We start from the raw sequence: 12736 nt of genomic DNA, 5'->3' as shown, positions 1-12736 counted from the left end.
TCTGCCGGTCTGCGCCGGCCCCCTTCTCAGTGTGCGGGTTCCGGCTGTGGGCCCCGCACCAGCCGGCCGGGCAGAGCCCCTGTCGCGCGCCCGTCGCGTCGCACCGTGACGCCTGCCACGATGGTGGCGCGGTAGCCGTCCGCTTCCTGCACCAGCCGCCGACCACCTGCGGGCAGATCGTAGCGAACACGCGGTGCGTGGAGCCGCAGTCGCTCCAGATCGATGACGTTGAGGTCGGCCCGCCGCCCCGGCGCGATCAGGCCGCGATCGTTCAGCTGCACCGCCTCCGCCGGCCGAGCCGTGAGGCCGCGCACCACCTCGGCCAGCGGGAGCCGCGCACCGCGGCTGCGGTCGCGTGTCCAGTGCTGGAGCATGTAGGTCGGCAGGCTGGCATCGCACAGAAAGCCGAGATGCGCGCCACCGTCGCCGAGGCCATAGACGGTGTTGGGGTGACGCAGCATCTCCTCCGCCGCATCCAGCTTCTCGCCGTGGAAATTCACACTCGGCAGCATCAGCACTGCCCGCCCGTCCTGCTCGAGCATGAGGTCATAGGCATGTTCCGCCGGTGTCTTGCCGAGCGCGGCGGCGCGGGCGGCGACATCGCTGCCGGGCGCGGGCTCATAATCGACCGGGTCGCCGAGCGGATACATCAGGCCGAAGCTGCGGATGAAGTCCGCACCCATGAAGTCGGCGGGATCGGGTGTCTCGCGGGTGATCGCGGCGCGCACGTCGGGATCGCGCAGCCGCTCCAGCCGCTTGGCGACGGGCAGGCCGAGCAGGCTCTTCCACGTCGGCGTGTAGCTGAACGGATGATAGCTGAGTTCGAAGCCCAGCATCATGCCGATCGGTCGCCCGCTCACCTGACCGCGCACCTCCAGCCCGGCTGCATTGCACTCGGCGATCCAGTCGAGGATGCGTCGGTAGCGGTCCGGCGCGGTGTGGAGCTGCATCAGAGAAACCGACAGCGGGCGCCCCGATTGCTCGGCCAGCCGCCGCAACATCGGCAGGTCCGTGTCGAGATCGCTGAAGTCGGACACGATTTGGAGCACGCCGCGCCCGGCGTCGCCCAGCGCGCGGCCGATGGCGACCAGTTCCTCCTCCGCCGCGGTCAGCGTGTAGACGAGATTGCCGTCGCTCGCGCGGTGATTGATCGTGCGCGACGTGGCGAAGCCGATCGCGCCCGCCGCCATCGCCTCCGACGCGACCGCCGCCATGCGCGCGCGATCCTCCTCCGTGGCTTCCTCCCGCGCCACCGCACGCTCGCCCATGACGAAGACGCGGAGGGCGGCGTGCGGCAGCTGCGCCGCGACGTCGAGGTCGAAGCGGCGGCTGGCGACAAAGTCGAGATAATCGGGGAAGCTCTGCCACGACCAGGGCAGCCCTGCGGACAGCACCGCCTCCGGCAGATCCTCGACCCCCTCCATCAGTTTCAGCAGGCTGTCGCGGTCCTGCGGGCGGCAGGGGGCGAAGCCGATGCCGCAATTGCCCATTACCGCGGTAGTCACGCCGTGGCAGGAGGAGGGCTCGATCCGCTGCTCCCACGTGACCTGGCCGTCATAGTGGGTGTGGATATCGACGAAGCCGGGGGTGACGATCGCACCCGCCGCGTCGATCTCCTCGGCGCCCGCACCATCGACCATGCCGACGGCCGCGATGCGCCCGTCCTTGACCGCTACGTCGCCCTTGAACGGCTCGCCGCCGCTGCCGTCGACGATTGTGCCGCGCCGGAGGACGAGATCATATGCCGCCATCGCTCAAATCCTCGCCAGATCGACCTTGTAGAGCTCGGCCGCATTGTCACGCAGGATCCAGGCCTTCTCCTGATCCGTCAGGTGCGCGGTCTGACCTTTCAGCAAAGCACGGCTCCACGGCCAGGTGGAATCGCTGTGCGGGAAGTCGTTCGCCCACATTAGCCGGCGCGGGTTCATCAGGCGCGCCATCTTCAGTGCGGTCCAGTCGTCCTGGAATGTCAGATAAACATTGTCGAAGAAGTATTCGCTGGGCATCTTCGACATGTCGCCCATCTTCATCCAAAAGCGGTGGCGCTTATAGCCGTGATCCATTCTATAGGCGAAATGCGGCGCCCATCCGGCATCGGCCTCGACACAGGTGACGCGCAGTTCGGGATGCCGCTCGAACACGCGGCCCCAGATGAACAGGCCGATGATGTCCTGGATCGACTTGAGCAGAGCCTGGCTGGCATTTTGCGGCGGGCCGCGATGGCCGCCGCGCGTGCCCGCGCCGCCGACGCTGTTGGGGCCGTCCTGCCGACTGGTCAGGATGTGGAAGCTGAGCGGCAGTTGCAGCTCCACCGCCGCGCGCCACAGCGGATCGAACGAGGGATGATCATAATCCTCTTCGGTGCCGGGATTGCCCGGCATCATCACGCCGCGGAAGCCCATTTCCTTGAACTGGCGGAACTCCTCGACCGCTTCGGCGACGGAGCGCACCGCCGTCTGCCCCATGCCCAGCAGCCGGTCGGGCGCGGCGGCGCAGAATTCCTCGTGCAGCCAGCGGTTATAGGCCCACATCGCGGCATGCTTGTAATCCACGTCGGGGTGATTGCAGAGCACCATGCCGACGGAGGGGTAGATCACCTCGGCAGCGATGCCGTCGCGATCCTGATCGGCAATGCGATCCGCACCGTTCCAGCCACCGCGGTGCAGGTCGGCGAACAGCGTCTCGCCCTTCTTGATGTCGCGCGGGTCCTTGCCGGCGGCGGCGACGATGCCCATCGGGATCGAGCCGGGCATCCCGTCGATGACGAATCCGTCACCGCCGTCGCGATCGGTGCTGACACGCGGCGCGCGGTCGCGGAAGGCGGGATCGATGCGGTCGATATAGCAGCCGGGCGGCTCGGTCACGTGCGAGTCCGCCGAGATGAGCTTGTCGGGAATGGCATTGTCGGCAGCGGTGCCCGCACTCGCCTCGATCACTTCCAGGATCGGGTTCACAGCATCCATCGTCGGTCCTCTCTCCGGCGGCGTCGATGCGCCACTTCATTCGACCGATTGTGCGCTTGCAGATGATGTCCGCCTATGTCCGATCGTCCACGAGGTGCGTTCAATCGTCCGAGGTTAGAACGGGGGCGTCCTGACCGAGGAATGCTGCCCAGTGCAGGTGCATGTCGTCGCGGCCATCGTGGCGCGGATTTGCGTGCGTTTGCCATGCGGCCGGGCTCATGCCGAAGCGGCGGCGGAAGATGCGGCTGAACGATGAAGGCGAGTCATAGCCGCATTGCCACGCCACCTCGGCGACCGATAGCGCCTTGCTGCGCAGCAATCGGCTCGCCAGGCCCATGCGGCGCTCCGTGACGTAGGCCATCGGTGCTTGCCCGACCTGCGCGGTGAACTCCGCCGCGAAGCTGGAGCGCGACATACCCACCTCGTCCGCCAGGGCAGCCACCGTCCAGCGCCGCTGCAGGTTGGCGTCGATCAGCGTGAGCACCATCGGCACGCGCAATTCGCCTTCCGAGGGTCGGAAGCACCCGCTCCTGAACATCGGCATGCCGATGCCGCGCACCGCGTTCAGGACCAGCACGTCGAACAGCGCGGTCGCGATTGCGGTTGCCCCCGGCCCGTGGAGATTGCCGGCCAGCCCCGCGGCGGTGGGATACGCCTGGAGCGTGCCGCCGGCGGCCTTGGTCACCGAGATCATGCGGGGCAGGGTGCGGACCAGCGGATTGGCGGCGTCGAACCTGAAGGTGCCGGATAGAGTCCGAGCGGCCTGTCTCCCGCTGCCGAAGCGGATGGTCGGCGGGCTGTCATGCTCGTGGCGGGTGCGGAAGAAGTCGGATGCGCGCGGCTCGGCGCAATCGGCCGTGCAGACCAGATGCGATCGCGCGCTGACGACCAGCGCATAGTCACCGGGTTCGCTCAGCAATGCGCTCTCGCCGGTCACCGGATTGCGCACCACGGCGCTGCCCGACAGCAGCAGGTGGAGGAACGCGCCCCGCTCCGCCGACAACCGCGCGCCTGCGCCACTGCCATATTCCACGAACGCAGCATCCACCTGCTGCACGCGCAGCGATTGGAGCAGGTCGGACAGCGAACTTTGCACAGCGGCATGATGCCGCATGCGCTGGCTTTGGGCGAGTGCAGGAGCTTGGTCTGGCACCGACGAGTTTGTGAGCAGCCAGGCCACGGTGGGCGTGGACGCCGCCGCGGCAACCCCCCGGGGACAAGAGGAGCATTTCTGAAGGCCTGATTGGTGAACCTCATGTCGGCTCTTCACGAGAGCTACTGCTTTATGCCGTCGCTCATGGCCGCGGCCGCGCTGCCGCTGGCGCTTCCGGGGTTGGCAATCCGTTCACGGCCAAGAGTTGCCTCGATTGGCTGCTCGCGGCCTATGTCGAGCTCGCCGGGCGCGAGCGGCCGAGCGCCTTTCGCTTCGACAATGCCGGTGCACTGCGGTTGATCGCGCCGCCGCCGACTTTCGAGACGCTGATCCGCCGCGGTTTCGGCGCGCTCGTTCGATATGGGAGTGCGGACCGCATCGCCGCAGCGCACATGCTGGTGGCGCTGGGCGATCTTGCGTCGATGTGCCGGACCGAGGCGCAGCGGGCGTGCCTGCGCGGACAAATCGACGATCTGCGCGAACTGGCCGCGGCGCACCTTGATGGCGCCAACGCGCGGCAGATCGTCGATCTCTCGCACGCTGTTGCCGCCTCACTGGATTGCTGAAGGCGTCTGCTCGGGAGCGGGGTGCTCACAGAGCTCCTTCGTGATAGGCGGCAGATGATCGGCGGCTGTCGCCAAAGCCGCGTAAACACGAAGGGAGTAGCATTGAAGACGAGGATGAACCCGCGCGTATTTTTCGGTGCATCCGCGGTGGTCGCGGCATTGCTGTTCGGTACGCTGCTGGCGCCCGGCACCGCCGATGCAGCCTTTCGGGCAGCGCAATCCTGGGCGATCGAAACGTTCGGCTTGTTCTACATCGCGTCCGTGGCGGTTTTCCTCGTCGTCGTGCTGGCGCTGGGCTTCGGACCGGCGGGCAAGCTGAAGCTCGGGCCCGACGATGCGGAGCCCGATTTCCCGTATCTGTCGTGGCTGGCGATGCTGTTCGCCGCGGGCATGGGCATCGGCCTCATGTATTTCGCCGTTGCCGAGCCCATCCAGCACTACATCTCGCCGCCTGAGGCAGAGAGCGGGACGATCTCCGCGGCGCGCGAGGCGATGGCGATCACGTTCCATCACTACGGTGTCCACGCCTGGGCGATCTACGCGCTGGTCGGCCTCAGCCTCGGCTACTTCACCTACCGCAAGGAACTGCCGCTGACGCTGCGCTCGGGTCTGTCGCCGATCCTGGGCAAGCGCATCAACGGCGTCGCGGGCGATGCGATCGACATCTTCGCGGTGTGCGGCACGGTCTTCGGCGTCGCCACCTCGCTCGGCTTCGGCGTGTCGCAGATGACCGCGGGCCTGAACTACAATTACGGTCTGCCCGATACGACCATTGCCAAGATCATCGTCATCGCGCTGGTCATGGGGGCGGCGACCCTGTCCGTTCTAAGCGGCGCGGACCGGGGTATCCGGCGGCTCTCCGAGCTGAACCTGACCGTTGCGGTGCTGCTGATGCTGTTCGTCATGGCGGTGGGGCCGACGCTCTTCCTGCTCCGTGCGCTGGTTCAGAACTTCGGGCTCTACCTCGACCATTTCGTCATGCGCACCTTCACGCTCTACGCCTACGAGCCACGGGCGTGGATGGCGGACTGGACGCTGTTCTACTGGGCGTGGTGGATCGCCTGGTCACCCTTCGTCGGCATGTTCATTGCCCGCATCTCGCGTGGCCGGACGATCCGCGAGTTCGTGATCGGCGTGCTGTTCGTGCCCACCGCCTTCACCTTCCTGTGGATGACGGTGTTCGGCAACACCGCCATCGCGCTCGATCTCGGCGCGGCGTCGGGCGGCATCGCCGATGCGGTGCAGGCGAACCTTTCGACCGCGCTGTTCAAGTTCCTGTCCTACCTGCCCGGTGCGGGCTTCACCCACGGCGCTGGCGGTCCTGCTCGTCGCGGTGTTCTTCATCACCTCGGCGGATTCGGGCGCGCTCGTCATCGACACGCTCGCCTCCGGTGGTGCGGAGGAGACGCCCAGGTGGCAGCGCATGTACTGGTGCATCCTGCTCGGCGTGACGGCGGCGTTGCTGTTGCTTGCCGGCGGCCTCGGCGCGTTGCAGGCGGCGACGTTGCTGGCGGCCCTGCCGTTCTGTTTCATCATGCTGCTTCTGGCATATGGCCTCGTCCGGCAGACGGGTGCCGATCTGGCGGGCGTCCCCATTGAGGAAGATCCGGAGACGGCCATCGGTGAACGGCTGCGTCGGCTGTTCCGGCCGACCGCAAGGGGCGACGTCCTGCGGCAGATTGCGGATCGCGGCGTGCCCGCGCTGCATTCCGTACGGGCGGAGCTCGAAGCCCAGGGCTTCGCGACCAGCCGAGTGACCGGCACGGCCGACGAGGCGGCGCTGACGGTGGAAATCGCGCCCGAGCGGCACTTCACCTACCGTCTGATGGCGCGATCCCGGCCACTCGCCGCTTATACGGCGCTGGAGGCACCGGAGGCGCGGCGGAGCCTGACGTGGTCGATGGTCGCACGAAGCGACGCGGAACCTCGGGCGCGCGATCTGACCGGGCAGACGGAGGCCCAGATCGCAACCGATGTGCTGACACAATTGGAACGCTGGCGCGATACGTCCGCCGGGCTGCGCTGAAGACGGGCGCTGGCGGCGGCTGCACGTGTCCGGAGCGGATGCGATCGCGGCGAAGGATTGCAGTGCGATCCATTCTCTCGTGCGCTGAGCGGGCCTGCGGAACCGCCCGATGTCGTCGGTTGGTTGCCCCATGCGGCTTGAGATGCAAAGGGCATCTGCCGGGCAAGGAGAAGAAATCGGGTGGCCCTGCTGCTCCTCACATGTCTGCCGTTCGTGGCCGCACTGGTGCTGGGGACAGGCGCCTCGGCACCGCGTCGTGTGCACGTCGCCATTGCAGGCGGGGCGAGCGCGGCGGGGCTGGCGCTGCTGCTCACCCTTGCGCCTGCGGTGCTCGCAGGTGCCCGGCCTGCCGTGCGGATCGCGTGGGTGCCGGCGCTCGGGCTGGACTTCAGTCTCTGGCTCGATCCGCTCGGGCTGCTGTTCGCCGGTCTGATCCTCGGCATCGGTCTGCTGGTGGTGATTTACGCGGCCGGGTATCTCGCCTCAGCGGAGCGAACCGGGCGATTTCTCTCGTTCCTGATGCTGTTTCAGGGCGCGATGGTCGGCATCGCATTGTCCGCCAATATCCTGCTGATGCTGGTGTTCTGGGAGCTGACCAGCCTGTCATCCTTCCTGCTGATCGGTTTCTGGCGCGACCGCGCGGATGCACGCCAGGGCGCGCGCATGGCCTTGGCGGTGACCGGCGGCGGCGGGCTGGCGCTGATCGCGGGGATGCTGCTGCTCGGGCAGGCCGCCGGCTCCTACGAACTGGCTGACATCCTGGCGCGTGGTGACGTGGTGCGTGCCTCCCCGCTCTATCCGGCGATCCTCGTTCTGGTGCTGCTCGGCGCCTTCACCAAATCGGCGCAGTTTCCGTTCCACTTCTGGCTTCCGCACGCCATGGCCGCGCCGACGCCGGTCAGCGCCTATCTCCATTCGGCGACGATGGTGAAGGCGGGCGTGTTTCTGCTGGCGCGGCTCTGGCCGGTGCTGGCGGGCAGTGAGCTTTGGGCGGCGCTCGTCGCTATCACCGGGCTCGTCACGATGGTGTTCGGTGCGGCGGTCGCGCTGTTCCGGCACGATCTGAAGGCGATCCTAGCTTATTCGACGATCAGCCAGCTGGGCATGATAATGATGCTGCTCGGCTTCGGCACGCCCGGCGCAGCGGCCGCGGCGGTGCTGCACGTGCTGAACCATGCGGCGTTCAAGGCCGCCTTGTTCATGGTCGCGGGGAATGTCGATCACGAGACCGGCACGCGCGATCTGCGTCGGCTCGGCGGTCTGGCGGTGTTGATGCCGCTCACTGCCACGCTGGGCACGCTCGCCGCAGCGGCAATGGCCGGGCTGCCGCCGCTCGGCGGCTTCCTCTCGAAGGAAATGATGCTGGAGGAGAGCCTGCACGCGCGGCTCGGCGCGGGGTCGTGGCTGCTGCCGGCGCTGGCGACACTCGGCGCGCTGCTCTCCGCCGCTTACTCGTTTCGTCTGGCGGTCGCGTTGTTCTTCGGGGAGCGCCGCACCGGCGAGGTGGCCGCGCCGCACGATCCGGGTCTCGCGATGCTCCTTCCGCCGGCTGTGCTCGCCATGGCGGCGCTGGGCTTCGGCGTCCTGCCGATGATGCTCGCCGAACCGATCGTGACCGCGGCGGCGGGCGCGGTGACGCTGGGGCAGGCGCCGCACCTGCATCTCGCATTGTGGCATGGGCTCAATCCTGCGCTCGCCCTCAGCGCGATCGCGCTCGGTTGCGGTGCGCTCCTTCTCTGGCGGCTTCCGCTTGTCGCGACATGGGCTGCCCGGCGGCGGGCGCCGGACGCCAAGCGGCTGTTCGATGCCGCGCTGGACGCGATCGTGCGCGGCGTTCGCCGGGCGAGCGGCATCGTGCACCGGCCTTCGCTGCAGCGCTACCTGCTCGCGCTGTTCGCGGTGGTGGTGGTGCTGGGGATCGACGGCGCCCTCGTCAGCGGCATTCACGCAGGCTCGCGGCCGACGCTACCCGCCTCGCTTGCCGCGGTGGTCACGTGGGTGGCGCTGATCGCGGCGACGCTGGCCGTGGTCGTGGCGCAGCGCCGGCGCTTCCTCGCGCTCGTCTTCATCAGCGTCATCGGCCTCGTCGTCGCCCTCGCCTTCGTCCATCTCTCCGCGCCGGACCTCGCGCTCACCCAGATCGCGGTGGAGGTGGTGACGATCATCCTGTTGCTACTGGCGCTGCATCTGCTGCCCGATGCTCCGGCGCGGCTGTCCAGTATGCCGCGCCGCATCCGCGACATTGCAGTTGGTGCGGTCGCGGGAATCGGTGCGGGCTGGCTGGCCTGGGCGATGATGACGCGCGAGGCGGTGGAGAGCATCTCGGCATATCATTGGGCGAACAGCTACAAGGGCGGGGGCGGCACCAACGTCGTCAACGTCACCCTGGTCGATTTCCGCGCCTTCGACACACTTGGCGAGATCATCGTGCTCGGCATCGCCGGGCTTGCCATCTTCGCGCTGCTCGAGCCTGCCGACCGCGGCACGGCCGGGCGCCGGCTGCGCGAATGGCGCGAGGATATGGCGCATTCGCCCGAGCGGCATCCGATGATGTTCGTCATGGCAACGCGGCTGCTGCTGCCGCTTGCCCTGCTGGTCGGCATCTACATCTTCCTGCGCGGGCACAATCAGCCGGGCGGCGGCTTCATCGCGGCGCTGGTCTTCTCGATCGCGATCCTGCTGCAATATCTCGCCTCAGGGTTCGACTGGACGGACGAGCGGCGGCGTATCGGTGAGCATCCGCTGATCGCCTGGGGCGTGTTGATCGCGGCGGCGACCGGACTCGGCGCGCTGCTGTTCGGCGCACCCTTCCTGTCGAGCAGCTTCGGCTATTTCCACCTGCCGCTGATCGGCGAGTTCGAGCTGGCGACTGCCATGTTGTTCGATCTCGGCGTCGCCGCTGTCGTCGTGGGGGCGGTGATGATGGCGCTGGCGCAGCTGAGCCACGTCGCGCAACGCGCTGCGCGCCAGTCGGACGGGGAGGGGGCGTGAGCCTGGAATTCCTGATCGCCAGCGCCATCGGCGTGCTGGTCGCAGGCGGTGTCTACCTCGCGCTGCGGGCGAGGACCTTCCAGGTGGTGCTGGGGCTCACTCTGCTGTCCTACGCAATCAACCTGTTCCTATTCGCCAGCGGGCGGCTGATCGTTGATCGGCCGCCGCTCTATGCCAAGGACGTGGCCGACTATGCCGACCCGCTGCCGCAGGCGCTGGTGCTGACGGCTATCGTTATCACCTTCGGCATGACGGCGCTCACCGTGATCCTGTCGCTGCGCAGTTTCCTCGAATCCGGCACCGATCAGGTCGATGGCGATGCAGCGCTGGACGAGGACCGCATCCTTTGACTGCGCTCGACCATCTGGCGATCGCGCCCATCGTCACGCCCGTCATCGCGGCTCCGCTGGCGCTGCTCGCAATGCGGCGGCGGCGGTGGGCGGGAGTGGCGATCTCGCTGGCCGGTTGCGCGGCGATGCTGATCGCCGCGCTCGCGCTCTTCGCTGTCGCGCAGGACGAGATGATCCGCGCCTATCCGATCGGCGGCTGGCCCGCGCCGTTCGGCATCGTTCTCGTGCTGGATCGGCTTGCGGCGGGGATGCTGGTGCTCGCCGCCATTCTCGCCAGCGCGGTCATGGGCCACGCGATCGTCACCGGCGCGGACCGGCGCGGCTGGCATTTCCATCCGCTCTTCCATTTCCAGATGCTCGGGCTGAACGGTGCGTTCCTGACGGGCGACCTGTTCAACCTGTTCGTCTTCTTCGAGGTGCTGCTGATCGCCTCCTACGGGCTGATGCTGCACGGGCAGGGGGCGCTGCGGATGAAGGCGGGCGTCGCCTACGTCGTCGTCAACATCGTCGGCTCGGCGATCTTCCTTGTGGCGCTGGGGCTGCTTTACGCGCTCACCGGCACGCTGAACATGGCGGACCTTGCGCGGCGCGTCGCCGCACTCGGTGGTGAGGATCAGGCACTGATCCGGGTCGCCGGGCTGCTGCTGCTGACGGTTTTCGCGTTGAAGGCGGCGGTGGTGCCGCTCCACCTCTGGCTGCCGCGCACCTACGCCGCAACGATGCCGGTCGTCGCCGCGCTGTTCGCGATCATGACGAAGGTCGGCGTCTACGCGATGATCCGTGTCGTGCCGCTGGTGTTCGGCAATGGCGCAGGCGCGGCAGCGTGGGTGCCGGCGCCCTGGCTGTTGCCGGCCGCGATCCTCACCACGCTGGCGGGCTTCGCCGGCGTTCTGGCGGCGCGCGCGCTGCGTGAGCAGGCGGCCTTCGCGATCATCGGATCCACCGGCACGCTGCTGCTTGCGATATCGTGCTGGACTCCCGCAACGATCGCGGCGGGCCTCTATTATCTCGGGCACGCCACGCTGGCTGGCGGCGCGCTGTTCCTGATCGCCGATGCGACGCTGCGACGGCGGGGACAATATGGCGATACGATCATGCCGACGCCGCGCTTTGCGGGGCAGGATTCTGCCGCGCTGCTGTACCTCGGCGTGGCGATCGCGATCGTGGGCTTGCCGCCGCTGTCGGGCTTCGTTGGCAAGCTCATGATCCTGCATGCCACGGCCGATGCGGCCTGGCAGGCGGCGATCTGGTGGACGATCCTCGGCACGACCCTGATCGGCGTCGTGGGGCTCGCACGCAGCGGCAGTCTCATCTTCTGGAAGCGTGCCGACACCGAGGCAAGCGCCATCGCCTGTCCGGCGCGCTCACCGGCCGAGTTCGCCGCGCCAGCCGTGCTGCTCGCCCTCCTCGGCGGCTACACCGTCGCGGCGGGCTGGGCGACGGAGCAGGCGCAGGCGGCTGCCGCGCAGGTCTTCGCGCCGTCGCGCTACGTTGCGGCCGTGCTCGGACCGGAGGCGGCGCGGTGACCCGGCTGCTGCCCCATCCCGCTCTGTCCGCCATGCTGCTGGTCGTGTGGGTACTCATGGCCAACGAGGTGACGCCCGGCGGCATCCTGCTGGGCAGCCTGTTCGCTTTGGCCCTCCCGAAATTTACGCAACCCTTCTGGCCCGATCGGCCCCGCGTCCGCTTCGGCCGGGCGTTTGCCGCCTATTGCGCCATCGTGCTGTACGACATCGTCGTCGCCAATTTTCAAGTGGCGTGGTTGATCCTGTTCCGCCGCAATCGCGATCTGCGCGCGCGCTGGCTGATCGTGCCGATCGACCTCACCACTCCGGAATCGGTGACGGTGCTGGCAGGCACGATCAGCCTGACGCCCGGCACCGTCTCCTCCGACGTGTCCGCTGACGGTCGCCACCTCCTCGTCCACGCACTGGACGTGGCGGACGAGGCGGCGGAGGTCGCGCGGATCAAGGCGCGGTACGAGGCGCGGTTGCTGAGGATTTTCGCATGATCGGGGTCGCGCTGCACTTCGCGCTTGGCTGCGTCGCCCTGGCCTTGCTGTTCAACGGCTGGCGGCTGCTGCGCGGGCCGTCGCTCGGTGATCGGATCATGGCGCTGGACACGATGGTCATCAACGCGATCGCGCTGATCGTCCTGATCGGCATCGCCGGCGGCAACGATACCTATTTCGAAGCGGCGCTGCTGCTGGCGATGGTCGGATTCGTCAGCACGATCGCCTACTGCAAATTCATCCTGCGCGGGGACATCGTCGAGTGAGCATGCTGGCCGACCTGCTCATTGCCGCGCTGCTCCTCCTCGGCGGCGGTTTCGTGCTGATCGGCAGCTGGGGCCTCGTCCGCCTGCGCTCGACTATGGAGCGGCTGCACGGGCCGACCAAGGCGACCACGCTCGGGCTGGGCGCGCTGCTGGTCGCCTCGGTCGTTTTCTTTCAGGCGAAGCTCGGCACGTGGACCGCGCACGAGCTGCTGATCTCGCTGTTCCTGTTCATCACTGCCCCGATTTCCGCCAACATGATCGCCAAGGTGCACATGCACCGGCTCAGGACCGGTGCGGTATCTGAACCGGCAAGCATCGCCGGCCCGCCCCCGCGCCCGGCGAACGGCAGCGACTGGGCAACGTTCGAGGCACCGCACTCGGGCACCCCCACCTCGACCGCGAACAGCTGA

General features: G+C 67.9%; 11 protein-coding genes and 1 pseudogene. 9 read left to right on the top strand and 3 right to left on the bottom strand.

Features of this window, described 5'->3' with window-relative positions; translation table 11 throughout:
- Nucleotides 1-26: 26 nt before the first annotated feature.
- The 3 genes from BM360_RS16075 to BM360_RS16065 all read right to left on the bottom strand — a co-directional run bounded on the left by BM360_RS16075 (nucleotide 27) and on the right by BM360_RS16065 (nucleotide 4077).
- Nucleotides 27-1751 carry an N-acyl-D-amino-acid deacylase family protein gene (locus BM360_RS16075; RefSeq protein ID WP_093316152.1) on the bottom strand — a complete coding sequence of 575 codons (1725 nt, stop codon included), beginning with the start codon at nucleotides 1749-1751 and terminating at the stop codon, nucleotides 27-29.
- 3 nt (nucleotides 1752-1754) lie between these two features.
- Nucleotides 1755-2963, bottom strand: coding sequence for an amidohydrolase family protein (locus BM360_RS16070; protein WP_093316151.1), 1209 nt, complete (start codon nucleotides 2961-2963; stop codon nucleotides 1755-1757).
- Nucleotides 2964-3063: 100 nt separating this feature from the next.
- Complete coding sequence (locus BM360_RS16065) at nucleotides 3064-4077, bottom strand: AraC family transcriptional regulator (protein WP_093316150.1); 1014 nt, start codon at nucleotides 4075-4077, stop codon at nucleotides 3064-3066.
- Nucleotides 4078-4190: 113 nt separating this feature from the next.
- Between BM360_RS16065 and BM360_RS20140 the strand changes: the two genes are divergently transcribed.
- The 9 genes and pseudogenes from BM360_RS20140 to BM360_RS16025 all read left to right on the top strand — a co-directional run bounded on the left by BM360_RS20140 (nucleotide 4191) and on the right by BM360_RS16025 (nucleotide 12736).
- Complete coding sequence (locus tag BM360_RS20140; protein WP_093316149.1) at nucleotides 4191-4682, top strand: DUF2254 family protein; 492 nt, start codon at nucleotides 4191-4193, stop codon at nucleotides 4680-4682.
- A gap of 54 nt (nucleotides 4683-4736) precedes the next feature.
- Nucleotides 4737-5927 (top strand): annotated as a pseudogene (locus BM360_RS19960) (BCCT family transporter); the annotation flags it as partial.
- Nucleotides 5917-6708 (top strand): BCCT family transporter, encoded by a 792-nt coding sequence (locus tag BM360_RS19955; protein ID WP_242653531.1) that lies wholly within the window; start codon nucleotides 5917-5919, stop codon nucleotides 6706-6708. The pseudogene BM360_RS19960 and the gene BM360_RS19955, both read left to right, overlap by 11 nt.
- 180 nt (nucleotides 6709-6888) lie before the next feature.
- Entirely contained in the window at nucleotides 6889-9699 is a 2811-nt protein-coding gene (locus BM360_RS16050; protein ID WP_093316148.1) for a monovalent cation/H+ antiporter subunit A, read from the top strand.
- Complete coding sequence (locus BM360_RS16045) at nucleotides 9696-10049, top strand: Na+/H+ antiporter subunit C (protein ID WP_278247457.1); 354 nt, start codon at nucleotides 9696-9698, stop codon at nucleotides 10047-10049. The genes BM360_RS16050 and BM360_RS16045 overlap by 4 nt, the downstream gene beginning before the upstream one ends.
- Nucleotides 10046-11575: a monovalent cation/H+ antiporter subunit D gene (locus BM360_RS16040; RefSeq protein ID WP_093316147.1), complete on the top strand. Its 1530-nt coding sequence runs from the start codon at nucleotides 10046-10048 to the stop codon at nucleotides 11573-11575. The genes BM360_RS16045 and BM360_RS16040 overlap by 4 nt, the downstream gene beginning before the upstream one ends.
- Entirely contained in the window at nucleotides 11572-12060 is a 489-nt protein-coding gene (locus BM360_RS16035; protein WP_093316146.1) for a Na+/H+ antiporter subunit E, read from the top strand. The genes BM360_RS16040 and BM360_RS16035 overlap by 4 nt, the downstream gene beginning before the upstream one ends.
- A complete protein-coding gene (locus tag BM360_RS16030) occupies nucleotides 12057-12326 on the top strand; it encodes a K+/H+ antiporter subunit F (protein ID WP_093316145.1) in 270 nt (89 codons plus the stop codon). The genes BM360_RS16035 and BM360_RS16030 overlap by 4 nt, the downstream gene beginning before the upstream one ends.
- Before the next feature lie 2 nt (nucleotides 12327-12328).
- On the top strand, nucleotides 12329-12736 hold the full coding sequence (locus BM360_RS16025) for a Na+/H+ antiporter subunit G (RefSeq protein ID WP_242653577.1): 408 nt from the start codon (nucleotides 12329-12331) through the stop codon (nucleotides 12734-12736).

Origin of the sequence: Sphingomonas jatrophae, from assembly GCF_900113315.1 — a bacterium.
GTDB classification, from domain to species: Bacteria; Pseudomonadota; Alphaproteobacteria; order Sphingomonadales; family Sphingomonadaceae; genus Sphingomonas_P; species Sphingomonas_P jatrophae.
This window is presented reverse-complemented; position numbering and strand designations above follow the sequence as displayed.

Excerpts from the sequence above, each read along its gene's own strand:
- BM360_RS16075 (WP_093316152.1), bottom strand. The coding sequence starts at position 1,751 with ATGGCGGCATATGATCTCGTCCTCCGGCGCGGCACAATCGTCGACGGC.
- BM360_RS16070 (WP_093316151.1), bottom strand. The coding sequence starts at position 2,963 with ATGGATGCTGTGAACCCGATCCTGGAAGTGATCGAGGCGAGTGCGGGC.
- BM360_RS16065 (WP_093316150.1), bottom strand. The coding sequence starts at position 4,077 with ATGCGGCATCATGCCGCTGTGCAAAGTTCGCTGTCCGACCTGCTCCAA.
- BM360_RS19955 (WP_242653531.1), top strand. The coding sequence starts at position 5,917 with ATGCGGTGCAGGCGAACCTTTCGACCGCGCTGTTCAAGTTCCTGTCCT.
- BM360_RS16030 (WP_093316145.1), top strand. The coding sequence starts at position 12,057 with ATGATCGGGGTCGCGCTGCACTTCGCGCTTGGCTGCGTCGCCCTGGCC.
- BM360_RS16025 (WP_242653577.1), top strand. The coding sequence starts at position 12,329 with ATGCTGGCCGACCTGCTCATTGCCGCGCTGCTCCTCCTCGGCGGCGGT.